This window comes from Acinetobacter legionensis (assembly GCF_057165765.1).
This window is the reverse complement of the sequence record NZ_CM169896.1, coordinates 1,113,162-1,138,035: the sequence shown is the minus strand read 5'-3', so window position 1 is coordinate 1,138,035 and position 24,874 is coordinate 1,113,162. Positions and strand designations below refer to the sequence as shown.

The 24,874-nt window shown below is 37.5% G+C and carries 23 protein-coding genes; 13 read left to right on the top strand and 10 right to left on the bottom strand.

The window, feature by feature from the left end; all coding sequences use genetic code 11:
- Positions 1–6 precede the first annotated feature (6 nt).
- Both AC2G3J_RS05250 and AC2G3J_RS05245 read left to right on the top strand, forming a co-directional pair.
- Complete coding sequence (locus AC2G3J_RS05250; protein ID WP_483770766.1) at positions 7–555, top strand: VOC family protein; 549 nt, start codon at positions 7–9, stop codon at positions 553–555.
- A 484-nt stretch (positions 556–1,039) separates the two neighbouring features.
- Positions 1,040–1,819, top strand: coding sequence for an IclR family transcriptional regulator (locus tag AC2G3J_RS05245; protein ID WP_336951820.1), 780 nt, complete (start codon positions 1,040–1,042; stop codon positions 1,817–1,819).
- A gap of 68 nt (positions 1,820–1,887) precedes the next feature.
- On the opposite strand, the gene hppD is transcribed toward AC2G3J_RS05245, so the two are convergent.
- On the bottom strand, positions 1,888–2,943 hold the full coding sequence (gene hppD / locus AC2G3J_RS05240; RefSeq protein WP_336951821.1) for a 4-hydroxyphenylpyruvate dioxygenase: 1,056 nt from the start codon (positions 2,941–2,943) through the stop codon (positions 1,888–1,890).
- Between the two features lie 1,170 nt (positions 2,944–4,113).
- Between hppD and AC2G3J_RS05235 the strand changes: the two genes are divergently transcribed.
- Positions 4,114–4,551, top strand: a complete 438-nt coding sequence (locus AC2G3J_RS05235; protein ID WP_336951823.1) for a universal stress protein — start codon at positions 4,114–4,116, stop codon at positions 4,549–4,551.
- Positions 4,552–4,599: 48 nt separating this feature from the next.
- On the opposite strand, the gene AC2G3J_RS05230 is transcribed toward AC2G3J_RS05235, so the two are convergent.
- Positions 4,600–4,914, bottom strand: a complete 315-nt coding sequence (locus AC2G3J_RS05230) for an MGMT family protein (RefSeq protein ID WP_336951825.1) — start codon at positions 4,912–4,914, stop codon at positions 4,600–4,602.
- A gap of 166 nt (positions 4,915–5,080) precedes the next feature.
- Between AC2G3J_RS05230 and AC2G3J_RS05225 the strand changes: the two genes are divergently transcribed.
- Positions 5,081–6,055 carry an alpha/beta fold hydrolase gene (locus AC2G3J_RS05225; RefSeq protein WP_483770765.1) on the top strand — a complete coding sequence of 325 codons (975 nt, stop codon included), beginning with the start codon at positions 5,081–5,083 and terminating at the stop codon, positions 6,053–6,055.
- Between the two features lie 123 nt (positions 6,056–6,178).
- On the opposite strand, the gene AC2G3J_RS05220 is transcribed toward AC2G3J_RS05225, so the two are convergent.
- The 3 genes from AC2G3J_RS05220 to AC2G3J_RS05210 form a co-directional block, all read right to left on the bottom strand.
- On the bottom strand, positions 6,179–7,678 hold the full coding sequence (locus tag AC2G3J_RS05220) for a cation:proton antiporter (RefSeq protein ID WP_419359395.1): 1,500 nt from the start codon (positions 7,676–7,678) through the stop codon (positions 6,179–6,181).
- Positions 7,679–7,904: 226 nt separating this feature from the next.
- Positions 7,905–8,795, bottom strand: a complete 891-nt coding sequence (ypfJ, locus tag AC2G3J_RS05215; RefSeq protein ID WP_336951828.1) for a KPN_02809 family neutral zinc metallopeptidase — start codon at positions 8,793–8,795, stop codon at positions 7,905–7,907.
- Between the two features lie 51 nt (positions 8,796–8,846).
- Positions 8,847–9,773 carry a DUF808 domain-containing protein gene (locus AC2G3J_RS05210; protein ID WP_336951829.1) on the bottom strand — a complete coding sequence of 309 codons (927 nt, stop codon included), beginning with the start codon at positions 9,771–9,773 and terminating at the stop codon, positions 8,847–8,849.
- Positions 9,774–9,969: 196 nt separating this feature from the next.
- Here AC2G3J_RS05210 and trpS point away from each other — a divergent pair, with 196 nt between their 5' ends.
- A complete protein-coding gene (gene trpS / locus AC2G3J_RS05205; protein ID WP_004717376.1) occupies positions 9,970–10,983 on the top strand; it encodes a tryptophan--tRNA ligase in 1,014 nt (337 codons plus the stop codon).
- 78 nt (positions 10,984–11,061) lie between these two features.
- Here trpS and lysS read toward each other — a convergent pair whose 3' ends face one another.
- The gene (gene lysS / locus AC2G3J_RS05200; RefSeq protein ID WP_336951831.1) at positions 11,062–12,588 is read right to left on the bottom strand and encodes a lysine--tRNA ligase; all 1,527 of its coding nucleotides are present in this window, start codon (positions 12,586–12,588) and stop codon (positions 11,062–11,064) included.
- Between the two features lie 196 nt (positions 12,589–12,784).
- On the opposite strand from lysS, the gene AC2G3J_RS05195 reads away from it, so the two are divergent.
- Positions 12,785–13,057, top strand: coding sequence for a hypothetical protein (locus AC2G3J_RS05195; protein ID WP_483770764.1), 273 nt, complete (start codon positions 12,785–12,787; stop codon positions 13,055–13,057).
- Between the two features lie 401 nt (positions 13,058–13,458).
- On the opposite strand, the gene AC2G3J_RS05190 is transcribed toward AC2G3J_RS05195, so the two are convergent.
- Entirely contained in the window at positions 13,459–13,902 is a 444-nt protein-coding gene (locus AC2G3J_RS05190; RefSeq protein WP_336951834.1) for an SRPBCC family protein, read from the bottom strand.
- A gap of 321 nt (positions 13,903–14,223) precedes the next feature.
- Between AC2G3J_RS05190 and AC2G3J_RS05185 the strand changes: the two genes are divergently transcribed.
- On the top strand, positions 14,224–14,727 hold the full coding sequence (locus AC2G3J_RS05185; protein ID WP_336952131.1) for a YqiA/YcfP family alpha/beta fold hydrolase: 504 nt from the start codon (positions 14,224–14,226) through the stop codon (positions 14,725–14,727).
- A gap of 146 nt (positions 14,728–14,873) precedes the next feature.
- Here AC2G3J_RS05185 and AC2G3J_RS05180 read toward each other — a convergent pair whose 3' ends face one another.
- Entirely contained in the window at positions 14,874–15,419 is a 546-nt protein-coding gene (locus AC2G3J_RS05180) for an adenine phosphoribosyltransferase (protein ID WP_483770763.1), read from the bottom strand.
- Between the two features lie 492 nt (positions 15,420–15,911).
- Between AC2G3J_RS05180 and rubA the strand changes: the two genes are divergently transcribed.
- From rubA to AC2G3J_RS05155, 5 genes are all read left to right on the top strand, one after another.
- Positions 15,912–16,076 (top strand): rubredoxin RubA, encoded by a 165-nt coding sequence (gene rubA, locus AC2G3J_RS05175; protein WP_004678010.1) that lies wholly within the window; start codon positions 15,912–15,914, stop codon positions 16,074–16,076.
- Positions 16,077–16,180: 104 nt separating this feature from the next.
- The gene (locus AC2G3J_RS05170; protein ID WP_483770762.1) at positions 16,181–17,371 is read left to right on the top strand and encodes an NAD(P)/FAD-dependent oxidoreductase; all 1,191 of its coding nucleotides are present in this window, start codon (positions 16,181–16,183) and stop codon (positions 17,369–17,371) included.
- Positions 17,372–17,429: 58 nt separating this feature from the next.
- The gene (estB, locus tag AC2G3J_RS05165; protein WP_004823254.1) at positions 17,430–18,368 is read left to right on the top strand and encodes an esterase EstB; all 939 of its coding nucleotides are present in this window, start codon (positions 17,430–17,432) and stop codon (positions 18,366–18,368) included.
- Positions 18,369–18,381: 13 nt separating this feature from the next.
- On the top strand, positions 18,382–19,287 hold the full coding sequence (gene oxyR / locus AC2G3J_RS05160) for a LysR family transcriptional regulator OxyR (RefSeq protein WP_004717396.1): 906 nt from the start codon (positions 18,382–18,384) through the stop codon (positions 19,285–19,287).
- 346 nt (positions 19,288–19,633) lie between these two features.
- Positions 19,634–20,848: a TCR/Tet family MFS transporter gene (locus AC2G3J_RS05155; RefSeq protein WP_483770761.1), complete on the top strand. Its 1,215-nt coding sequence runs from the start codon at positions 19,634–19,636 to the stop codon at positions 20,846–20,848.
- 161 nt (positions 20,849–21,009) lie between these two features.
- On the opposite strand, the gene ppk1 is transcribed toward AC2G3J_RS05155, so the two are convergent.
- Both ppk1 and mtgA read right to left on the bottom strand, forming a co-directional pair.
- On the bottom strand, positions 21,010–23,094 hold the full coding sequence (gene ppk1 / locus AC2G3J_RS05150) for a polyphosphate kinase 1 (RefSeq protein WP_004823258.1): 2,085 nt from the start codon (positions 23,092–23,094) through the stop codon (positions 21,010–21,012).
- A gap of 112 nt (positions 23,095–23,206) precedes the next feature.
- Complete coding sequence (gene mtgA / locus AC2G3J_RS05145; protein ID WP_004717400.1) at positions 23,207–23,881, bottom strand: monofunctional biosynthetic peptidoglycan transglycosylase; 675 nt, start codon at positions 23,879–23,881, stop codon at positions 23,207–23,209.
- 73 nt (positions 23,882–23,954) lie between these two features.
- Between mtgA and AC2G3J_RS05140 the strand changes: the two genes are divergently transcribed.
- The gene (locus AC2G3J_RS05140) at positions 23,955–24,764 is read left to right on the top strand and encodes a rhomboid family intramembrane serine protease (protein ID WP_336951842.1); all 810 of its coding nucleotides are present in this window, start codon (positions 23,955–23,957) and stop codon (positions 24,762–24,764) included.
- Positions 24,765–24,874: the final 110 nt, after the last annotated feature.

Genomic DNA, 24,874 nt, shown 5'->3' with positions numbered 1-24,874 from the left:
TTTATCATGAGCTTTGCGATTAAAAAAATTCACCATGTGGCTTATCGTTGTAAAGATGCCAAAGAAACCGTGGAATGGTATAAAAAAATGCTCAATATGGATTTTATTTTGGCCTTTGCTGAAGACCATGTGCCTTCGACCAAAGCCTTTGATCCGTATATGCATTTGTTCTTAGATGCTGGGCAAGGAAATGTATTGGCATTTTTTGAGCTGCCTACTCAACCAGATATGGGGCGTGACGAAAATACCCCTCAATGGGTTCAACACATCGCATTTGAAGTTGAAGACCTGAATACTCTACTGATTGCAAAAGAGCATCTCGAAGCACATGGCGTTAAAGTTCTTGGCATCACCAACCATGGCATTTTCCACTCGATTTATTTCTTTGATCCCAATGGTCACCGTTTAGAACTAACCTATAACGATGTGCATGCAGATGCAAAAATTGCACGAATTACCGAAGAAATGAAATTAGAAATGCTGGATGAGTGGAGTCGTACCAAACGCGCACCTCAGCATACTCATTTTTTGCATGAAGACGAGTTGGGAGTATAATCATACTCAATTGAATATGTCTAGGTGCCAAAGCCGACTTGGTATTTACTAAGTTTATTAATCGAATAATTCATGATTTGGTATCCTATATCTAGTTGAACATCATAATAAGCAGCTTTAATGGTACACAATGCTCGTTTTGCTGAAATTTATATAAGCTTCAACTAACAACAGCAATCAGTATTTAAAATATTGCTGTTGGACAATGCTAGAACTCATCGGTATTGAAGCGTTGTAACTCCAATACCGATTTTTATCGGCTGAACTCTAATGGTCTAGATCTTTTGATGATGTACTGTTGTTTAACAAATAATATGTAACACCTCGAAAAACAATTGTATGCTTATAGCATTCGCCTATTTAAATCATTTAAAAAGATGATTTCTATTTTGTACAATGCTCAGGCACTATGTGTTAAATATGTAAATCAAATATCGACAGCAAATGAACACTGCTAAATCGTATGCAGATTAAGGGTTATTCAATGATTGAAGAAAAGTTGTCTGGTGGGGTTCAATCACTTGAGGTGGGCTTAGCCGTTCTCAATGCCCTTTTGGAGCATAACAAGCCGATTATTTTAAAAGAGCTGTCCAGTAAACTTGATATGCATCCAGCTAAGGTACATCGTTACCTTGTTAGTCTGATTCGCATGAATTATGCAAAACAACTTGAAGATGGTCAGTATGCGCTAGGGGATCAAGCTTGGCGATTGGGCTTAAACTGTATACAGCACACAGATGTTTTACAACTTGTTCAGCATCTTATTTATGAACTACAAAGTAAAATTGGTTGTGGTATTCAAATCAGCAAATGGTCACCTAAAGGCCCTTTAGTTGTACAGTCGATTGAATCAAATCATCCGATTTCAATTGTGACCAAAGTAGGTTCGATCATGCCCTTAGTCAATTCGGCTGCTGGGCGGGTTTTTGCCTCATATTTGCCTGAAGCAGTAATTAAACCATTAATGCACTCAGAATGGGAAAAAGTAGCACTCAATCATATTCAAATTAAACCAAACAATTGGGATGAATTTCTTGTTTTAAAAGAAAATACTTTACAACAAGGTATGGCGATTGCTCAAGGAGACTTACTTGTTGGCATCAATGCTGTGGGTTTACCTATTTTCAATGCGCATCTTGCAATGGAGTTTTGCATTGTTGCATTAGACAGTGAAATGTTTTTACCAGTCAACGCGGGCAGTGAAAAACTTGAACTATTTAAACGTGAAGTTGCTACGATAAATCAATACATACAAACACGTTAAGTTTTTAGCGAAAGATCGTGAAAAGCCAAGAATTTAATTCTTGGCTTTTCACTTTCAATACGATTTTGTTATTTGGCTTCTAACACACCACGGCGGATTTGGTCACGTTCGATTGATTCAAACAATGCCTTGAAGTTGCCTTCACCGAAACCATCGTCATCTTTACGCTGGATAAACTCAAAGAACACAGGACCAAGCATATTTTCAGAAAAAATTTGTAATAATAGTTTCTTCTGACCTTCTTTGGTATTGCCATCTAACAGAATACCACGCTTTTGCAGTTCTTCTGTCGGTTCACCATGATCAGGTAAACGATCTTTTAACATTTCATAATAAGTTTCAGGAGGCGCCGTCATAAATTTCAGCCCTAAACCTTTTAACTTATCCCATGTGGAAATTAAGTCATCGGTAATAAAAGCAATATGTTGAATGCCTTCACCATTAAAGTCAGCCAAAAACTCGGCGATTTGCCCATTGCCTTTGTCTGAGTCTTCATTCAAAGGAATACGAATCATCCCATCAGGTGCAGTCAGCGCCTTAGAGGTTAAACCCGTGTATTCACCTTTAATATCAAAGTAACGAATTTCTTGGAAGTTAAAGATTTTTTCATAGAAATTTGCCCAATAATCCATACGCCCTTTATAGACATTATGGGTTAAATGATCAATTTCATTTAAACCAGCACCACGTGGGTTGCGATTTTCGTCATCAAAGAATACAAAATCATTTTCATAAATATCACGATCGACCAAGAAAATTGGCATACCGCCTATGCCTTTAATCGCGGGGATATTTAATTCCATTGGTCCTGCTTGCGAATACATTGGCTCTGCGCCAAGTTCAATTGCATTTTTAAAAGCTTTGGCTGCATCACGTGTTCTAAATCCCATTGCACATGCTGATGGGCCATGTTCTTTAAAGAAGAATGATGCATAAGATTCAGGTTGATAATTCAAAATAATATTGATATTACCCTGACGCCATAAATAAACTTTTTTTGATTTATGCTTTGCGACTTTAGCAAAACCAATTGCTTCAAAGATTTGATCTAATCCATTTTCCGTCGAAACAAACTCAATAAAAGCAAAGCCACATAGTTCTAATGGGTTATCTAAAATATCCATCTAGTTTCCCTTATTTGAATAAATTCATCCGTTTTTTAATGCCGAGAAAAGATCACAGGTATTTAGGTCAATCGACAAAATATTCTGATTTGAACTCTTCCTTTCCATAATTTAGTCCACGTAAAGCTCTAAGTTTAAGCTGCATTTACAGTGACGTTTAACACTAAATTTATCCTACAAGAAAGCTTTGATTTATGCAATACATAATCAAATTATGTTATGTGTAATTTTATTTCTTATTTTAATAAAGTCGAGCATACTATTTTTGTGCAAAATGTGCTTGAACTGACCTGTTTAAGTATCCATTTTAATCTGTGGAATTGCTTTGATTTGATCCGCAATTGCCTGTTGTTGGAAAAAGAATAATCCAGAGCACATCATTCATTTTAATGTCTTGATCGTTTGAATCTTAAGGATAAACATCATTTATCGTACTTTAAATTTAGCTTATCTTTCATTAAAAAACGTGAATACCTTTAAAAAAATCTGCTGACTAACCCGCCTATCTTTGCAAATCCTGCTCAACTTTAACTGGGCTGGTAAAATCATTTTGCATACAGACTCGCAAAGCTATTCCAATCGCAGCAATCACAATAATGCGGCTTCCAGTATGATCTTTCAATTATGTTAAAGCCTATACAATTTCAAGGCAGATTTGCGCTGTAAAACTATTAAAGCGTTCAGGCTGATTTAAGCTCAAATATCCAGCTTCGTTTTTTCTTCGACGATAATTGTTTGATATTCCATTGTCTTTTCCTTTTAATCCATGATTTAAATTGTAATGTTCTATTCTGTTCAGTATTTATATTTAAAATATTTTAAAGGAAGAAATGGATTTACAATTTGCCAATTGTTTCATTCAGCCTCTATATTTTCTTAATTGTGTATGTCTTTTATTTAAACCATTTAAAGCTTTACTTTGATCGTGATAGATTGCATCTCGATCTTTATTTTATTGATTGATTTATCTTTTATTTAGTTGCATTTAAAAGCAACAAAACGATGTAACTTGATGCCAATGCTTTTAATTAAATTTATGATATTTATATGAATTATCCCTACACATTTACTCGGTTTTATTCATCTCATATTCACGTTATGATGATTCTATAGACTTAGAATTGTAATAAATATTCAACTCAGCTTTTCGGTAAAATAAGGAAAATAGACATGGCTTATCAAAATATCCTCGTTCCAGTTGATGGTTCAGAAACTTCATTATCTGTTGTGAAACATGCAGTTGAGTTTGCAAAAGCATTTAACAGTAAAATCACGGTTGTGCAAGTGATGACTTTAGACCCTTATATTGCATCAGAATATTTGGCAAATGGTCAAAGCAATATGCTGATTGAACGGGCTCGTGAATTTATTCAAGCAAATATCAATGTAGCTAAAGATCAATTTGCTGCAGAAGGCGTTCAAGTTGAAACACGGTTACTCGAAGGCGAAAACATTGCGCATACTTTAAATCAAGCTGTACATGATTTAAAAGTTGATTTGGTCATTCTCAGCTCACATGGTCGTACGGGGCTAAAAAAAATTATTATGGGCAGTGTGGCGCAAAGTTTATTAACTGAATTGCAAATCCCAGTCTTAGTGATTAAATAATTTTTGTCATTCCTTTTATGATTCCTCACTACATCTGAAAGTGAGGAATTATGGTATCCATTGATATTTTTTTAAATTTATTTTGCCATCAATAACAACCACATCTTCTGCCAACAGCTTTATCGTCTGAATACACATACCTTTTTCGTCCAGTTTTTTTAAGCTGATTCGACCTTGTGAATTGACCACTCGATACCAAGGGATATTATGATCTTCAGGTAATTGTCCTAAGACACGCCCAACCAATCGTGCATGTTTAGGTAAGCCTGCAAATTTAGCCACTTGACCATAACTGGCTACTTTGCCTTTGGGGATTTGAATGATGACACTTAAGATCATCTGAGCGAGCTCATGATTTGACATTTTTCAGATCAATCAAGTAATAAAAAATAATATTCATAATCGTCTTGGCAAATAACGTTAAATTGACTTTGAAAATAAGCTTTAAACATTTTAGGCAAATGTAATTTGACTGTACATAAACTAATCTTAAATCGTACATCAAATACAACAACAAGAGTATTCAAAGATGAAAGGAATCTTCAACAAACTGATTTTATCAACGGCATTGGCAATGGGTTCTGTGGTAACAGTTGGTATATCAACTACAAGCTATGCTGCTCCAGCAATTGACATCCAAAGTGTGCTGCAACAAGAACGAGCGTGGGCTGGCATGGAAACCAAACGTGTAAAAGTAGGTGATATTGACTGGGCATATAGTGAAGGTGGGCCAGCAGGTAAACCGACGATCATGTTAGTTCATGGACTTGCAGGAAGTCGTGACAACTGGAATCGTGTTGCACGCTATTTAACCCCTTATTACCATGTAATAATTCCTGATCTTCCAGGTCAAGGTGACAGTAAGGTACCAAATGATTTTGATTATTCATTGCCTAATCTAACTGAAAAATTACGTCGTTTTGCCGAAGCTATTAAAGTAGACAATGGCTTAAACGTCGCAGGTCACTCTATGGGGGGATCTATTTCATTACTTTACGCAGCACAATACCCTGTCGATACTAAATCATTATTTCTGATTGATAGTGCGGGTGTGTTTAAATCAGCCAATACGCCTTATTTAAAAGATCCAACAACTTTACGCAACATGATTGTCAGTAAACCAGGCGATTTTGATCGTTTAATGAAAATCGCAACCAGCATGCCTCCTTTTATTCCTAAAGAATTAAAAGATGCCCAAGAAAAATTGATGATCAGCCAATCTGCAAACACAACCAAATTGGTTGAACAACTGATTGTCATGTCTAAATTATTTACCCCAGATTCATTTGCAATTGCAGCACGCTCTATTGACCAACCCGTATTGATTGCATGGGGAGACAAAGATCAAATTATCAATGTTGAAGCTGCGGCTGAACTCAAAGGCTTATTGAAAAATGCACAAGAGCCGATAATTCTCAAAGGAGTCGGGCATTTACCGATTTTAGAACAAGAGCAACTTTTGGTGAAACCTTACCTCGATTTCTTAGTCAAAAACGCAAAATAACAGCTCTAATAAAAAAGCCAGTATTGTTACTGGCTTTTTTATGGCGCTAAACCTTTAAAAATATTTAATTTTTAGTCGCTCAGTTTTATACCTTAACTATTCATTTAGCTTAATGCGCTACGTTTAAAAGTTACCAGGATGTTCCAATCGCTTCATTTCCTGGGCTTTTTCAGGATGATGTACCGATGCCACACCATCTGCAGCTTTCTTGTCAACAAGCGCTTCAGGATTATAAATGGTAATGGTTTCATGTCCTTCGTTATCTTCCCCTACAATATATTTGATACCTTTACGATTCATTTTATTGCACATGCGCTGATACCAACCTTTAAAACCTTGTGTTTCTTCATTTGGGTTGTAATAAAATGCATTCATGACTGCTGGTAAACCCAGCCCACAGACCACACCTGAAAGTAATACACTAATGAAGGTATAACCAATTAAAATACTACTGTAATCACGTAGCTCAGGGACGTTTGCCACAGCAAGGATCAATGCAAGTGAAATTCCTCCACGAACCCCTCCCCACGAAAGAATAGCTAGACTACCGTTATAACTCTTTTTGCGAAATGATGGGAAAAATGCAAAAGCTAAGAAATTTGCAGCAAAACGAGAAAGATGCAATGCAAAGAATGCAAAAATACCGCCAAGAATCAGACTTGTGCTTAAGTCTAAAATAAAGATTTCTAGACCAATCAGTGTGAAGAGAAAAGAATTAATAATCCCTTCTACCGTATGCCAAAAATGATTAACCTCTCGAATCTCACGATCCTGTAAAATTTCTTTCCACTTATTACCTACGATTAAGCCCCCAATTACACAAGCAATTGGTGCCGATGCATGAGCAAATAATGCAACAAGATAAGAGCCACATGCCAATAACGCAGTTGTGAGAATCAATGATTCCATCTCATGCTTGCCACGTAATAAACGCAAGATTCCTAAACCAAAAGCCCAACCAATGATGACCGCAACCACAATTTCATATAAGAATGTTTGTAATGTTGCAACTAAACTAAAATGCTCACCTTCAAGGACATTTAATAAAGTCATGAAGACCGCGATACACATCGCATCATTAAATAAGGATTCACCTTCCAATTTAACAATGAGATGATGTGGCGCTCGTACTGAACTGAGAACACCTTTGATCCCAATCGGATCTGTTGCACCTAATGCTGAACCCAGTAATAATAAAACTAAAATTGGGACTGGATTACCAATCAAAAACTGAAAGCCAAAGACCAATCCTGCAAAAAATACAGCACAGAGCAGTAAGGCAATCGTTGCCAATATACTAATCGGCTTCCAATAAACTTTTAAATCTGAAACTTTAAATTTAAGCGCTGAAGATGTCAGAATGAAACAAATAACGCCATTGACTAAAAAATCATAAAAATCGACATGCCTTACAGCTTCTTCGATATTATGGATATTAATAGAGATAAATTGATTGCCATTAAGTAAACTAGCGCCCCATTGCAAAATAAAGACAAAAATTGCAGAGACAATGGGAACACCGATGGCTTGAGGGAAACCTAATATTCGCTTATTAAAAATTGTAGTCGCGATAGAAAGCGCAAAAATGACTGTAAAGACCTGAAGAAAGAAATAGTTACCCATCAGAAACCTGTTTAGATTTTTAATTTAAATGCACATCAAACACTCAATCATTTTTTTATAAAATATAAAATAAGAGACCATTTAACAATCTGGATAATTGTACAAAAAAAACTGAAATATGATGATTACTGGTTATATTTTTTAACATAAAAAATGCTTGAAAAAATTGATTCAGAAAAAAAGAGAACATGATGTTCCCTTTTTTAACGCAATACTGAGTAGCTATCTATTTAAAAGTATCACATGCATTGATATCACCAGAATTCATACCAATATTGAACCATTGCATACGTTGCTGGCTGGTACCATGGGTAAAGCTGTCTGGAACAACATAACCCCGTGCTTTTTTCTGCAAGTAATCATCGCCAATTTTTTCAGCTGCATCCATCGCTTCTTCAATATCACCCTGTTCTAAGAACTGAGTCCGTTGTTGAGTACGATTGGCCCAGACCCCAGCTAAACAGTCTGCTTGTAATTCTAGACGAACTGATAGTTGATTGCCCTGAGTTTCACTGGCACGCTGGCGTGCTTGCTGAACCTGAGATGATATTCCCAATAAATTCTGTACATGGTGCCCCACTTCATGCGCGATCACATAGGCTTGAGCAAAATCACCTGCTTCATCTTTAGCTGAAAGCTCAGATTGATTTTTTTCACCAGAAATACCCATCTGCTGGCGCATATCTTTAAAGAACTGGGTATCGATATACACCTTTTGGTCTGCTGGGCAATAAAATGGCCCCATCGCAGATTCAGCCGTACCACAACCCGATTGTATCGCACCACTAAACATCACCAGCTTAGGTGAAACATACTGTACACCTTGTTGTTGGAAAATTGGCTTCCAGGTATCTTCGGTATCTGCCAAAACCGTTTTAACAAAAGATGAGGTTTCCTGCTGTTCAGGGGTTAAATTCGTCGGTGCAGAATTTTGACTTACACCAGCCGAAGTCACCTGTTTAGTCGCTTGATAGGCTTGCTGTGGGTCAACACCAAAGAATTTCCATGCAACAAAAGCGACGATTAAGCCTAGTATACTAATCCCACCCGCTTTTACGCCACCACCACCACGGCGATCTTCGACATTATCACTTTCTCTACGTCCTTTCCAACGCATAGATCGGTCCTTTTATTTTATATTGGCTATCATTTAGAATGTGCTTTGCATTTATGCAGTAGTTGATTTACCACGAACTTTTTGAATAAGTCCAACAACCAATACCACAGCTAAGCCGGCTACGATACCAATCAGTAAATTGATTAACGTTGGTGTTAATGCACCAATAACACTACCAACGGTTGGAATATGTTGAATATGATCAACGGCTTCTTCTGACCAATGATGCAAAGTTGAAACAGCATGGGTGATGATCCCCCCACCGACAAGGAACATTGCAATGGTTCCAACAATTGTTAAAGTCTTCATTAACTTTGGTGCAAATACCAGTAAACCACGGCCAATGCTTTGTTTAACATTTGATGTTTGTTGGGTTAAATACAAACCTAAATCATCAATCTTTACAATCATGGCGACAAAGCCATAGACACCGACGGTCATTAAAATTGCGATGACAGATAGCACCATCACTTTGGTACCAAATGTTGCAGCCGCAACAGTGCCTAAAGAAATCACCACAATTTCAGCAGAGAGAATAAAGTCTGTACGTATTGCGCCTTTAATTTTATCTTTTTCAAATGTGGCTAAATCAGTTTCAATTTGTTCAAATTCCTCTTGCGCAGCTTCACCTGTTTTGGCTTTTTTATGCTGCAAACTATGTAGAACTTTTTCAACACCTTCATAGCAAAGAAACAGACCACCAATCATCAACAATGGGTTAATCAACCATGGTGCAACTACACTGATCAACAAAGCCAAAGGTACTAAAATTAATTTATTGATAAATGAGCCTTTCGCGACACCCCAAACCACAGGAAGTTCACGCTCTGCTCTTACACCACTCACTTGTTGTGCGTTCAGTGCTAAATCATCACCTAAAACACCCGCAGTTTTTTTAGCCGCCATTTTACTCATGACTGCAACATCATCGAGTACCGCTGCGATATCATCTAATAATATTAATAGACTACTTGCCATTTTTTATCCAAAATTTTAGTTATCCTGTCATTTTAAAGTGAAAATTCATTTTTCTATATAAAATTTTGTAGATTTTCACATTTATTGATAAAAATTGGTTCTACACCATTTTTCGCTGACATTAAAATAAATTATCTCGTACAATAGTGCCCATTCATAAAACACGACTGTCTATATAAAGACTTTGGAAGCGATAATGACGAATCAAGATAATCGTCCTGTGATTTTGACAGGCGACCGTCCTACTGGACAACTACATTTGGGACATTTTGTAGGTTCTTTGCGCTCACGAGTAGGCTTACAAGATTCTCATCATCAACACCTCCTTCTCGCAGATGCTCAAGCTTTAACAGATAATGCGGATAACTTTGAAAAAGTTCGTCGTAATATTCTTGAAGTAGCAACAGACTATTTAGCAGTCGGCATTGACCCAACAAAAACTACAATCTGTGTTCAATCTTGTTTACCCGCGTTGAATGAACTCACCATGTTGTATTTAAACTTTGTGACGGTTTCACGTTTAGAACGTAACCCAACCATCAAAGCTGAAATTCAATTACGTGGTTTTGAGCGTGACATTCCAGCTGGTTTTCTTTGCTACCCTGTTGCACAAGCTGCCGATATTACTGCATTTAAAGCCACTGTCGTGCCAGTTGGCGAAGACCAAATTCCAATGATCGAACAGACCAATGAAATTGTTCGGCGTTTAAACCGTCAAATTGGACAAGAGGTTTTACCAGAGTGTAAAGCGCTTTTATCTAACATGAGCCGTTTACCTGGCTTCGATGGTAAAGCAAAAATGTCGAAATCATTGGGCAATACCATTGTATTAGATGCAACCGATAAAGACATCAAAAAAGCAGTCAATGCAATGTATACCGACCCAAACCATCTGCGTATTGAAGATCCTGGTCAGGTTGAAGGAAATATTGTATTTACCTATTTAGATGCTTTTGATCCAAATAAAGAAGAAGTTGAAGAACTTAAAGCACATTATCGTCGTGGTGGTTTAGGTGACGGTACTGTGAAAAAACGTCTTGAAGGTGTGTTAAAAGAGTTGATTACACCAATTCGTGAACGTCGTATGGAACTTGCCAAAGATCCAGATTACATCATGGATATCTTAAAAACTGGTACGGAAAAATGCCGTATCATCACTCAAGATACTTTAGATGAAATTAAAAATGGTTTAGGCGTATTTCATTTCTAAAATGCCCTGATTGTCTAAGCAAAAAAAAGCCACTGAATTCAGTGGCTTTTTTTACAACATCTTTTATAACATCATAAATTAATTTTTATGACGCATATGTGGGAATAAGATCACATCACGGATACTTGCTGCATTGGCAAATAACATCACCAAACGATCGATACCAATACCTTCACCTGCTGTAGGAGGTAAACCGTATTCTAATGCTTCAATAAAGTCAGCATCGAAATGCATTGCTTCATCATCGCCCGCATCTTTTTCAGCAACTTGCGCTTGGAAGCGTTCAGCTTGGTCAATTGGATCATTTAATTCCGAGAAACCATTTGCCAACTCACGACCACCGATAAAGAATTCGAAACGGTCAGTGATATGCGGATTATCATCATTTCGGCGCGCTAACGGGGAAGTTTCCGCAGGATATTCTGTGATAAATGTCGGCTGACGTAATTGAGTTTCAACAGTTTCTTCAAATACGATCGTTTGTAATCGACCTAAACCAAAACCTGGTTTAACTTGCTCTTTTAACTCTTCACGAATAAATGTTGCCAAGAATTCACGATCCGAAACATTTTCAGCAGTGAAATTTGGGTTATGCTCAAGAATCGCATCAAACATCGAGATTTTCTTAAATGGGCCTTTGAAGCTATACACTTCTTCACCATAAGGAACATCCGTTGAGCCCAAGATGTCGATTGCTAATTTTTCTAGCATACCTTCAGTCAAAGCCATAAGATCTTTGTAATCAGCATAAGCTTGATAGAATTCAATCATCGTAAATTCAGGGTTATGACGCGTTGAAACACCTTCGTTACGGAAGTTACGGTTAATTTCAAATACACGCTCAAATCCACCAACAACCAAACGTTTTAAGTAAAGCTCAGGTGCAATACGCAAGAATAATGGCATATCTAATGCATTATGATGTGTTTCAAATGGACGCGCTGACGCACCACCTGGAATCACATGCATCATCGGAGTTTCAACTTCCATAAAACGTTCATTAATGAGATAGTTGCGAATACCAGACACAACTTTTGCACGAATTTCAAAAGTTTTACGTGTTTCTTCATTCACAATTAAGTCTAAATAACGTTTACGGTATTTTACTTCTGTGTCATTCAAACCATGAAACTTGTCTGGAAGTGGACGAAGAGATTTCGTCAATAATTCAAAATGTTCAATATGAACATATAAATCACCTTTGCCAGAACGACCGATATAACCTTGTACAGCAATAATATCACCAAGATCTAGACTTTTTACAGTTTCTAAAACTTCTGGTGCAAGCTCTTTGCGTGGCACATATAATTGAATACGGCCCGTCATGTCTTGAATCACGATAAATGAACCACGATTCAACATCACACGACCCGCTACAGATACGTGAACTTGCTCGCCTGCTTCGATTTGTTCTTTAGATTGATCTGCAAATTGTTCTTGTAGATCTTGCGCATAATGCTCACGTTTAAATGTGTTTGGCCATGCGCTAACACCTGTTTCCTTGGCGTGATCTTGAATTTGCTTTAACTTGGCATGACGCTGTGCAATTAAATCGTTTTCGGAAATGTGTTGTTCAGAAGTCGATTGAGCGTTATGTTGCGTCATCTCTGCCTCGATTATATTAAAAAACGGAAGTTGCATAGCATAGCAGATTTACAACATAATGCGTATGAATATAACTCTACGAACCATTTAAAAATTAAAAATCATGAGTAAATACTGGCAAAGATTCGCCCAAAGTATCATTCTTTTCAATGTTTTGTCATTTTCAACTGTAGTTGGAGCCGAGCAAATCATTGTTATGAGCAATACTCAAAAAGATCTTCCCATAAAAATTGAAAGTACCAATCTCAATAATCAAGATTATATTTGGCAATTAGAAATCACTCCAAATCGAACTAGTCTGCAAAGCCAAGTCAAATTAATGAATCCACACCTCACTCAAAAAGTACTCAATTTAAGGGCTTTAGAACTGGCAAAAAAACTCACTCTAGATCAATTACCACAGGTCACTAATGATTTTAAAAATAAAGCGCTTAATTTTGATGAGCAAAACATCGTAAAAACAAAATAATATTATGGAAAATACATTCTGTTTATTAAATTTCCCACCACCGTCCAATACGCCATAAAACCTAACTTCTCACAACTACAAAGCGCTTTAGAACCTTTTTGTACTCAAAGTAAGACGCCATCTCAGAATAAAATTAAATTTGATCAACAAGGTAATATCTTGCTCTCAGCAAAATTTTTAGTAGAGGCACAAGGGCAAATCCTTAATATCCGCTACCCCCCTTTAATTCACGAACATATGAAATCAATACTCCAACCCTTACTAGAAAAAATTCGCTTCCAACCACGTAATGAAAATGGTGTGGCAAAATCATTTTCTATTGAACAACCACTGATCATTCAATGCCATTAAATAATGAGAAAAAACATTAGGGCTAAGCTACGCAGTAAGCGCAAAGTTTCTCAATGGTTTTGTTCAGCCAATGATTTGACTATGGCAAACCCTTGCTGGAAAGCACGATCCATCATGTCCTTATATTCCTCAGAGGTTTCTATTTCAGCAGACAATGTGGTTGTTGCATCCTGATCATTTAAGAAATATTTTTCTAAAGAGCCACTCCAACTTTCAACATCTTCACTTGTTGAATCTAAAACACCATTTTTCAAAACACCCAAATGTTTAAATACCACTTTTTTAAACTGCTCCAACTCTACAATGGTGGCGACCATGCCATTGCCACTGGCATCTTGAAATAAGGTTTCCCCGCCAACTTTCCAGTCAGACTGCATCTGCGAAGTTTCAGAAAATGGTTGGGTCCATTTTGAATAAGTATGCGTATCCCAAAGGATATTCCATACTGTTTGTGCATTCGCTTGAATGACAATGTCGTAGCTTAAAGTAATCATTTGTTTCTCTTATTTTATTAATCCAATCTATAGCTTAGTACAATAAAAACCCAGAATGATTAATTTTTGTTAATAAAAATCCATAACCTAAAAAATTTAAACCTAAACATTCAATATGTTAAACAATAAATAACAAGCATATTGATCTGTTACATAATACTCTTAGACCAAAATCTAAGTTTTTAAAAAAGTGCAGCTAAGTAGAATATTTGAATATAAAAATAGTTAGATGGAAAATTTTAAATCCGTTGATAACTTTTTCTAGCTTTATTCAATTTCTACCTTTGCTCAATAAAGAAAGACCATATGAAAACGATAACAATGAAGAATATCCATTCTAAAATTTTATTTTTACATGGACTAGATTCTTCCAAAGAATCGACAAAATTCCATGCAATAAATGCTGAAAAAAAATACTGCATTGATGTGGATTACCGTAACCTTAACTACAAAACGGTTGAATGTTTCTATCAAGATATTATCGAAAAAATTAAACCCGATTTATTGGTAGGTCATAGTTTAGGGGGATATTGGGCATTAAAAATGTCACAACAACATCGAATTCCTGCAATCATTGCAAATCCAAGCTTAGATCCAGATTTCCGTGAGGATTATGTAGCGATTGATGAACATGATTTAGACCATGATATACCACAGATTGCTTATCTGGAGCTTGGTGATGAGGTTTTAGATATGTATAAAGTAGTTGAGCAACTAGAATCCTATATGCAGATTGAAGCTGTTGAAGGTGGACATCATCGTTTAGTCCAACCTGAAAACTTAAATCATTTAATTGAATATATGGAACAAACCTTTATTGCTTGAAAAAAATCAGCAAAGCACAAATTGGCGTACTTGGCATAAAAAAGCCTTGTATTTACAAGGCTTTTTTCACGACGAGACAGACAAACAAAATGATTTAAGTATTCAATGACAAAAATTGAGTTCGAAAACTTAACCTGTTATTGCCTTTAAGCAACCGCTTGTTCAACTGGCTTTGAATGCTCATCAAGCACTGACCAAATCTTTAAATCAAGATCTTTATGTAAATCAGTTAGATTAAGAAAAACACTCGCACCCAATACGGTGTGTTGACATTTATGCATTAATTGATTGACTGCTTTTAAAGTACCACCTGTAGCCAATACATCATCTACAATAATCACTTTCTGTGCTTTGATATCAGCTGACATTTCCAAGCGATCTAAACCATATTCTAAGCTATAGCCTACACCAATCACTGGGGGTGGTAACTTACCTGCTTTACGAACCAGTAATAAACCTTTGCCCGTACGCTGTGCCAATAAGCTTGCTAAAACAAAACCTCGCGCCTCAACTGCAACAAAACTATCCACTGCATTTAATTGTTTTACTGGAATACTTGCAATCAATGCATCGGTTAACTCCACAAGATTGTTCATAAACAATGGGGTTAAATCATAAAAACAAATACCTGGTTTTGGAAAATTCGGGACAGCACGGATATTTGACCACAAAGCAGTAGATATGTTGATCATAGGGAGAGATTTAAAAAATAAATAATATGCGAATTTTAACGTTTTTTAGTCAAAATAGACAGCAGTTCGCTATCTACCCTCTATTGAAATCACCCTAAGTTATTGAATTTATTAAGTCCATTTTCACACAAAATAATGGCTATATAACATACTGACTCTAGCTTAATATTATTGTCTAAAATATTCATCTAACCTTGGTCTAAATACAAAAAATTTAAACATTTATAGCAGTACTCATCCCTTGTAGCGACATGATTATAATTAAAATTGTCTGACAAAGTTGGCATAATAAACATCGCTTTTGTCCTGAGCTGCCATTCAGCTTTGAGATTAGTTAGATAAACTCCGATATTTACTTTACTTTAGATACAGAACTGCGTAAGAATTTAGAGGAATATGTACACATTTTATTTGCATATTATTTGAGTCAAGCAGCAGAAGGAATTTAACTGACAGAAAAAACATAACATCTGTCAGATATCGGAGAATCAGATGAAGAAATATCAATGCATCGTTTGTGGTTGGATTTATGACGAAGCAGAAGGTTGGCCACAAGATGGCATCGCAGCAGGTACCAAGTGGGAAGATATTCCTGATGACTGGACATGCCCAGACTGCGGTGTTTCTAAAGCAGACTTTGAAATGGTCGAAATCTAAGATATTGCGTAAAGACCATGTTCACATGGTCTTTTTACATTTATTTTCAACACTACAAAATTACTCAATTCACCGCTAAATTTGAAACAGGTATGGAGAAAGATATGCAACCGATTATCATCATAGGTTCTGGCATGGCGGGTTATACCCTTGCAAGAGAATTTCGTAAGTTAAACACCGAACAGGAATTGGTGATGATTTGCGCAGATGATGCGGTGAATTATGCAAAACCGACCCTATCTAATGCATTAGTTGGGAAAAAAGCACCTGAACAAATTGGTTTAGGCGATGCTGAAAAGATGAGCGCCCAACTGAACATGCGGATTGAAAAAGAGACATGGGTTAAAAATATTGATGTAGAGAAACATGAATTAACCCTTGAAAAAGATGGACAATCTTCAACTCTAGGCTACTCAAAACTTATTCTTGCCGTGGGCGCAAATCCGATTCGATTAGCGATTGCTGGTGATGGGAGTGATGATATTCATGTGGTTAACTCACTAATTGACTATCGAGCATTCCGTGAAACTTTAGACAATTGCAGCACGGGTGAATGTGGCAACAAACGTGTGGTGATTTTAGGCGCGGGCTTAATTGGTTGTGAATTTGCCAATGATTTACAAAATACTGGGCATCAGGTTACGGTGATCGACTTAGCACCACAACCTTTAGGGCGTTTATTGCCTAATCATGTTGCACAAGCATTTAAAGACAATCTTGAACAATCAGGAATTAAATTTGCCTTGGGTACCACTGTAGAAAAAGTTTCTAAATCTGAGCGTGGTTATATCGTTTCATTGGCCAGTGGTCAATCCTTGCTCGCGGATGTTGTGCTTTCTGCAATTGGCTTACAACCTAATATTGCCTTGGCTAAAGCTACGGAAATCAACACCAGTCGTGGTGTCATTACCAACACCTTGCTCGAAACCAGTCAAGCAGATATTTTTGCCATCGGTGACTGTGCCGAAGTGAATGGAACACTCTTGCCATTTGTCATGCCAATCATGCAACAAGCGCGTGCATTAGCCAAAACCTTGAGTGGACAAACCACCACTGTACACTACCCTGCAATGCCAGTCGCGGTGAAAACCCCAGCTGCACCTTTGACTGTACTTCCAGCTCCAATTGATGTAGATGTTACATGGGAGAATGAAGAGTTTGAAGATGGGATGTTATCTAAAGCAACAGATGCTGAAGGTACCTTACGTGGTTTTGTATTGTTAGGTGCAACTGCTGGAAAACAGCGTTTAACTTTAACAAAACTGGTTCCAGACTTGATTCCTGCATCCGTTTAAGGTTTTAATAGCAAGGATATTTTTTAATCAAAGAATATCCTTGCTTAGGAAAATAACAATGAATAGCGCACTTCAATTTCAAGTTTCACCTTATGCCTCGTTCATGAATGAAACCAAAGTCGACTTAGGTAATGGTATTCAGCTTCATGTTGAAACTGGTGGAAATCCACAACACCCGACCATTCTGTTGATTATGGGTTTGGGTGCGCAAATGTTATTTTGGCCTGATTTTTTTTGTAAATCACTGATTGATCAAGGCTTTCATGTGATCCGCTTTGATAATCGTGATATTGGCTTATCTTCAAAAATTCGCCACCAAGGTCCACGTTTAAACTCTTATAAGCTGATGGGTCGCTTTGCTTTGGGCTTACCAAATGACGGCGCGCCTTATAACTTATTTGATATGGCGGATGATGTTGCATTATTAATTGATCGTTTAGGCATTGAAAAACCACATATTTTGGGTGCTTCAATGGGGGGGATGATTTCTCAAATTTTAGCAGCAAAATATCCTGAGAAAATTGATAAAGTCGGATTACTCTTTACCAGTAATAATCAACCTTTGCTACCACCACCGTTTCCAAAACAACTCTTTAGTCTTATCGGTAAACCTGAATCACGTGATGAAGAAGGGATTGTGAATCATTCCTTGAAGGTATTTCATATGATTGGTTCACCTGGTTATATCAACCAAGTTGAAGCAATTCAAACTGCACGTAAATTATATCGTCGTAGTTATCACCCAGCGGGTGTACTTCAACAGTTTTTAGCAATATTATGTACAGGTTCCTTACTTAAATTGGATAAGCAGATCAAAAAGCCAACTTTAGTGTTACATGGCTCTAAAGATCGGTTACTACCTCCAAGTCATGGTAAGGCAGTTGCTAAAGCAATTTCAGGCGCTAAATTTGAATTAATTGAGGGAATGGGGCATGATATCCCACCGCATTTTGTTCCTCAACTTAGCGGCTTATTTGCACATCATTTTAAATCATAAGCATTAGGACACTATGGCTGCATTACCATCCCTAAGACAGTTGTCATATTTAGTGACACTGTCTGAGACGCTGCACTTCACTGAAGCAGCGCGCCGTTCGTTTGTAACTCAATCTACTTTATCTGGTGGAATCATGGAGTTAGAACGTTTATTGGGTGGCGTACTCGTAGAACGTGATCGCCAAAACGTACGTTTAACTCCTCTAGGTGAGCAAGTTGTTGCCCGAGCCCGTGTTCTACTCGCCGATGCTCAGGACTTGATGCGGTTAAGTCGAGAAATGAGTGAACCGTTAACTGGTGATTTGCATTTAGGGATTATTCCAACCATCGCCCCTTTCATTTTGTCGCAGCTTTTGGAAGAAGTGCATAAACAACTTCCAAAAATTCAGTTGCATCTGCATGAAGCACAAAGTGAAAAAATTGTTGAAAAACTTGAGCATGGCAATCTAGATGTGATCATGCTGGCTTTACCATTCGACACACGTGGTTTGAAAGTTGCTGAAATTGCGAAAGAAGATTTATTCTTAGTCTGCAATAAAGCAGATCAAAATGCGATGAATGCAAGAAGCTTAGATGATTTAGATCTTTCTCATCTCATGCTCCTTGAAGAAGGTCATTGCTTACGTGATCATACCTTAAGTGTTTGCCCAATCGGTGAGCGTAAAAATGATCACCGTTTAAAAGCAAGCTCATTGCCAACTTTAGTGGAAATGGTCAGTTCAAACTTAGGCTATACACTGCTTCCTGAGATTGCAATTCATGCACATATGCTGAAAAACAATGATCAGATTGTGGTTAAACCTATTGAGAATGCGCCTTCACGCACTTTGGCTTTGGTTACACGTAAAAGTACACCGCTACAAAGTGAATTTGATGTGTTGGTACAAATTCTTCAAAAAATCACGCCAAATTTACGTTAATTTTCCAATACTGAAAAGGAGTCATGATTGACTCCTTTTTTATTGAAGATCTAAAAAGTCTATAGATCACCTCAGCATAAGCAAAATTAAAACGATCTTGTTTTTACTAGATCAAGAATGATAATATTTGAGCAGTACAAAATACTCGCTTATTTTTGTATGTATTGTTACGATGAAAATCGCGAAAAATCGACCTATCCTCAGCTTGTTTTAAAAAGCATGCATCCATCTCGTCGACACATATCCAATCCTTTGCATTGGTCAGCGTTCCACAGGGCTTGAATCTTCCAAGCATCGTTAACAGGTTTTCACAGTTTTCTGTGCCTGAATTTTCGATAGGACGCGTATGAACCGACCTTTATATATTATTTTTTCAACGATTGTCTTAGATGCAATTGGCATTGGCATCGTATTCCCTCTGTTTCCCTCACTACTGAAAGACCTAAGCCATCAGCATAACGTTGCCTTGTTAATGGGGGTTTTCCTAAGCCTGTATGCGCTTATGCAATTTATGTTCTCCCCGATCTTAGGTGCTTTGAGTGACCGCATTGGTCGAAGACCTGTTTTGCTGATTTCACTTGCGGGTTCTGCAATCAACTATTTTTTTCTTGCTTGCTCACCCTCTCTTATCTTGCTGTTCATTGGACGAATCATTGCTGGAATAAGTAGTGCCAATATGTCCGTGGCTTCAGCCTATATCGTTGATACCACGTCAGAAGAAAATCGAGCAAAATACTTCGGTTTAATGAGTGCCATGTTTGGTATAGGATTTATTCTCGGTCCTATCCTCGGTGGATTATTGGGCGGGTATTGGTTACGGCTACCTTTTTTCGTTGCGGCAATTTTAACAACAGTTAACTTGCTTATCGCATTCTGGCTACTCCCTGAATCCCAAAGCAACAATCCTTTACCCACCATTTCTCGACCTGCGATTTCTTTACTTTCCAGTTTAGAAATGAATCCATTTAAAAGTCTTAGTTTTATCCTTGCTCAAAAAAATATACTGCCCATTTTACTGATATTTTTTCTGTTTAGCGCCTGCGGTGAAGCTTATGGTGTCTGCTGGGCACTTTGGGGACATGATACCTTTAAATGGAATACATTTTGGGTTGGTCTTTCTTTAGGCACTTTTGGTTTATGCCAAGTACTGGTTCAGTCATTTATACCTCAACATGCCGTCCGATATTTTGGTGAAAGAAATACCGTGCTGATTGGTCTGGCATGTATATGTATGGCATTAATCATCATGGCTTTTACCCAACACGCTTGGATCATTTTTGCAATCATGCCGATCTTTGCCCTAGGAAGTATTGGTACTCCTGCACTACAAGCTATTGTTTCACAAAAAATCCCAGCTGCACAGCAAGGACAGTTTCAAGGTGTTATCGCCTCAACCATTAGTCTAGCCTCGATTATTGCCCCCTTATTGTTTTCTACATTTTACTTTCATTTCCAAACACGATGGACTGGCGCTATATGGTTGGTTGTCGCGATGATTTATTTAATTGCACTACCTGCAATTTTATCGAGTTTAAAACCACAACAGCTTAAGTCATCCTAGTATTTAAGAACTTCAATGCTTTATTAGAAGCGTTGATTGCTGATTTAAAAAAGCTTAAATCTAAAATAACCAAGTCATTCAATTTCATTAAAATCCGACTGACTGATACAAAAAAGCCCGATTAATTTTAATCGGGCTTAAGACAATCAGATTATCTTGGCTTAACCATTTACAAAGTGCTCAAGCAAAGTTTGTTGAGCATTGTAAATTGCCTCGCCTTCTTTAGGTTGCACACGAGTCCAAGTCCCATCGCCTTGCAATAGCCAAGCGCGGATATTGTCTTTTAAGTAATTGACTAAACCTTGCTGGTAAATGCGTTTTTTTAATGCTGGATCTTCGATCGGGAAGCACACTTCTACACGATTAAATAAATTACGATCCATCCAGTCTGCACTGGAACAGTATATACGTGGATTGCCATTATTTCCGAAATAATAGACACGGGTATGTTCTAAGAAACGCCCGACAATTGAACGAACTCGAATATTTTCAGACAGATTTGGTAACCCTGGACGTAAACAGCAAATTGAGCGAATAATCAGATCAATTTGTACCCCTGCTTGCGAAGCTTCATATAATTTATTGATCAATTGAACTTCAGTTAACGCGTTAACTTTAACAATAATTTGTGCAGGCTTGCCCGCTTTGGCATTGGCAATTTCATCATCAATAAAAGCAATTAACTGAGCATGAAGAGTAAACGGCGCATGTAACAGTTTTTTCAACTTTGCCATTTTCCCCATACCAGTCAATTCTTGAAAAATACGATGTACATCTTCGCAGAGCTCTTTATCTGTAGTGAGCAAACCATAATCGGTATAAATACGAGCATTTGTTGCATGGTAGTTACCCGTACCCAAATGCACATAACGTACTAACTTATTATTTTCACGGCGTACCACCAAGATCATTTTGGCGTGCGTTTTATAGCCCACGATGCCATAAACCACAACAGCACCCGCCTCTTGTAATACATTGGCAACGGCGATATTTGATTCTTCATCAAAACGCGCCCGTAACTCAATCACAGCAGTGACTTCTTTACCATTACGTGCCGCTTCTGCAAGTACCTGAACAATTTCAGAGTCAGCACCACTACGATATAAGGTTTGTTTGATCGCTAGCACTTGGGGATCACGTGCAGCTTCACGCAACAAGTTAATAACTGGTGCAAATGATTCAAATGGATGGTGTAAGAGAATGTCTTGTTTTTGCATTGCTGAAAAAATATTTTCAGACTTTTTCAATACTTTTGGAATCGCGGGTACATGCGAATCATAACGCATATGTGGACGTTTAAAATTTGACACAAGACGTGCCAGATTTACTGGCCCATCCACTTTATAAAGTTGTTCTTGTTCTAGATCAAATTCTTCAAGCAAGTATTCATAAATATGTTTTGGACAGTTTTCTGTCACTTCTAAACGTACTGCACGGCCAAAACGACGTGAACTCAATTCGCCTTTCAATGCTTTGGCTAAGTCTTCTACATCTTCATTCAGCGCCAAATCCGCATTACGTGTGACACGGAACTGATAACAACCTGTAGCTGTCATCCCAGGGAACAAATCCGATACATGCTCATGAATAATCGCAGACAACATCACAAAATGTTCTTTACCGCCTGTAAGCTCATCAGGTAAACGCACTACACGAGGAAGCGAACGTGGTGCTGGTACAACTGCTAAATCAATTTGTCGACCAAATGCGTCTTTCCCTTCTAGAGTCACAATAAAGTTTAAGCTTTTATTGACCAGTCGTGGGAATGGATGTGCAGGATCAAGGCTAATTGGGGTAAGTACTGGTGCAACTTGTTCTTGGAAATATTTTTTAATCCACACAGATTGTGCAGGCGTTAACTCGCCACGACGTAAAAAACAAATGTCTTCTTCACGTAACTTAGGAAAAATTTCTTCATTAAGAATACGGTACTGACGCTCAATCGCTTCATGTGCAGTTTTAGAGATTTGGTCTAAAACTTGTTTTGGCGTCAAACCATCTGGTGAACGACTTTCATTCCCTAAAGTTAATTGCTCCATCATTCCTGCAACACGGATTTCAAAAAATTCATCCATATTACGAGAAAAGATCAACAAGAAATTCATACGTTCAAGCAAGGGGTGTAAAGGATCAACGGCTTGCTCTAAAACACGTAAATGGAAATCTAAAATTGAAAGCTCACGATTTATATATCGTTCATTATAAGAATATTCTGTAGGTGTTGTTGTCGTCACTGCGGTATTCATGCAATAAACCTGCATCAAAAAAAATGTCTTAATTCTAGTATGCTTCAAATTTATGACAATTTCATAAAAAAAGCACATCAATTTGTGCTTTTTTAAATTCATTTATTTAGTGTCAATCTGGAATACGGGTATAACGCATATACTTCAAAACCAAACGCTTACGGTATTGAAGCTTAGAATCATCACGATTTTTTTGATAATACTTCGGATTGGTTAAAATCACCGCTAAAAATGCGGCCTGCTCACGACTTAAACTTGCCGCACTCTTAGAAAAGTAATGTTGTGATGCAGCTTCAACACCATAGATATGATCACCAAATTCAACAGAGTTCATATAGACTTCTAAAATGCGCTGTTTAGTCCACATCCGCTCCATCATGGTGGTGGCAATCGCTTCCTGACCTTTGCGGATAAATGAGCGACGATTATAGAAGAATAAATTTTTAGCCAATTGTTGAGAAATCGTTGAACCACCAGCGACTACTTTGTCTTTTTTTAGATTACGTTGTAGTGCATTTTCAATACCATCCCAGTCGAAACCATGATGATCGAGAAATTTAGCATCTTCAGCAGCGACAATTGCATGTTTAAAATTATCACTGATCTTGTCATAGTCGCGCCATTGATGTTGAATCGGCTCAAAATCAGACAGATATGTCCAACGCATAAACATGGTGGTTTCTACATCATGGGTACGCCAATAAATTAAACTTGAGAAAATCCATAGCTGAATCATGATCAAAATACTGACCACAATTAACAAAGCACGAACAATAAAAGCTTTCATGTCAGCTGCTTACTCCGAAAATTCTGACGTTTCATGTTAAGCTGAATCTATCTATAAAAAGCTAAGCAATAGCATGTCTAAATATCAAGATCTTTCAACTTATAGCCAACCCAATTCTATTGGTAAAATAACCTTATTGCTGATTGTCATCAATGTCGGTTTATTTGCCATCCAAGTCTTATCAGGTGTCAATATTACTGACCCGACAACATTGGACGCGTTGCGTTGGGGTGCTGATTATGCACCTTTAACCTTCTTAGAGGAACCATATCGCTTATTCAGCAGTATGTTTTTTCACTTCGGTATCCTGCATCTAATGATGAATATGTGGGCACTGTATATTTTTGGTGATGTTGCTGAAAAAACTTTAGGAAAGTTTTATTTCCTTGGACTTTATATCCTTGCTGGACTCATGGGAAGTTTATTAAGTGGTTATTTGGATATTCGAAATAGCTACGAACTGCTGCAAAATTTTGATCAAAAACTCTTTCCTCATGTATCTGCAGGTGCATCGGGTGCTGTAATGGGACTTGGTGGTGCACTGACACTACTATCGTTGTTCCCACCTACCCCGAATCAAAGATTCATTTTAGATAAAAGATCACTTTTAACCGTACTTGCGGTCAACTTAGCTTTTGGCTTTTTAGCCTCTGGAATTAACAATGCTGCCCATATCGGTGGGATGTTAATGGGTGCGGTCATGGCTTTGGCTTGGTATGCAACACAGCGTGCCAAAATGGGTAAAGCTGCCAATATTATCATTGTGATTTTAGGGATTGCAGCAACCTATGGCGTTTATCTCTATTGCCAGCATCTCGTTGGACCACTTAGCCCACTTTGGCAACAAGCCATTGCACAAATGCGTGAGCAATTAAACTTTTAATCTCTAAAATAGCTTGTCTATGCCGTAATAAAACATTACAGAGTACACTGAATTCAAGAAGCATAAAAAATGGCGACCTATTAGGTTGCCATTTTTTAATTTACTGTCTT

Coding starts and splice junctions, on each gene's coding strand:
- AC2G3J_RS05250 (WP_483770766.1), top strand. CDS start 7: ATGAGCTTTGCGATTAAAAAAATTCACCATGTGGCTTATCGTTGTAAA.
- AC2G3J_RS05245 (WP_336951820.1), top strand. CDS start 1,040: ATGATTGAAGAAAAGTTGTCTGGTGGGGTTCAATCACTTGAGGTGGGC.
- hppD (WP_336951821.1), bottom strand. CDS start 2,943: ATGGATATTTTAGATAACCCATTAGAACTATGTGGCTTTGCTTTTATT.
- AC2G3J_RS05235 (WP_336951823.1), top strand. CDS start 4,114: ATGGCTTATCAAAATATCCTCGTTCCAGTTGATGGTTCAGAAACTTCA.
- AC2G3J_RS05230 (WP_336951825.1), bottom strand. CDS start 4,914: ATGTCAAATCATGAGCTCGCTCAGATGATCTTAAGTGTCATCATTCAA.
- AC2G3J_RS05225 (WP_483770765.1), top strand. CDS start 5,081: ATGAAAGGAATCTTCAACAAACTGATTTTATCAACGGCATTGGCAATG.
- AC2G3J_RS05220 (WP_419359395.1), bottom strand. CDS start 7,678: ATGGGTAACTATTTCTTTCTTCAGGTCTTTACAGTCATTTTTGCGCTT.
- ypfJ (WP_336951828.1), bottom strand. CDS start 8,795: ATGCGTTGGAAAGGACGTAGAGAAAGTGATAATGTCGAAGATCGCCGT.
- AC2G3J_RS05210 (WP_336951829.1), bottom strand. CDS start 9,773: ATGGCAAGTAGTCTATTAATATTATTAGATGATATCGCAGCGGTACTC.
- trpS (WP_004717376.1), top strand. CDS start 9,970: ATGACGAATCAAGATAATCGTCCTGTGATTTTGACAGGCGACCGTCCT.
- lysS (WP_336951831.1), bottom strand. CDS start 12,588: ATGACGCAACATAACGCTCAATCGACTTCTGAACAACACATTTCCGAA.
- AC2G3J_RS05195 (WP_483770764.1), top strand. CDS start 12,785: ATGAGCAATACTCAAAAAGATCTTCCCATAAAAATTGAAAGTACCAAT.
- AC2G3J_RS05190 (WP_336951834.1), bottom strand. CDS start 13,902: ATGATTACTTTAAGCTACGACATTGTCATTCAAGCGAATGCACAAACA.
- AC2G3J_RS05185 (WP_336952131.1), top strand. CDS start 14,224: ATGAAGAATATCCATTCTAAAATTTTATTTTTACATGGACTAGATTCT.
- AC2G3J_RS05180 (WP_483770763.1), bottom strand. CDS start 15,419: ATGATCAACATATCTACTGCTTTGTGGTCAAATATCCGTGCTGTCCCG.
- rubA (WP_004678010.1), top strand. CDS start 15,912: ATGAAGAAATATCAATGCATCGTTTGTGGTTGGATTTATGACGAAGCA.
- AC2G3J_RS05170 (WP_483770762.1), top strand. CDS start 16,181: ATGCAACCGATTATCATCATAGGTTCTGGCATGGCGGGTTATACCCTT.
- estB (WP_004823254.1), top strand. CDS start 17,430: ATGAATAGCGCACTTCAATTTCAAGTTTCACCTTATGCCTCGTTCATG.
- oxyR (WP_004717396.1), top strand. CDS start 18,382: ATGGCTGCATTACCATCCCTAAGACAGTTGTCATATTTAGTGACACTG.
- AC2G3J_RS05155 (WP_483770761.1), top strand. CDS start 19,634: ATGAACCGACCTTTATATATTATTTTTTCAACGATTGTCTTAGATGCA.
- ppk1 (WP_004823258.1), bottom strand. CDS start 23,094: ATGAATACCGCAGTGACGACAACAACACCTACAGAATATTCTTATAAT.
- mtgA (WP_004717400.1), bottom strand. CDS start 23,881: ATGAAAGCTTTTATTGTTCGTGCTTTGTTAATTGTGGTCAGTATTTTG.
- AC2G3J_RS05140 (WP_336951842.1), top strand. CDS start 23,955: ATGTCTAAATATCAAGATCTTTCAACTTATAGCCAACCCAATTCTATT.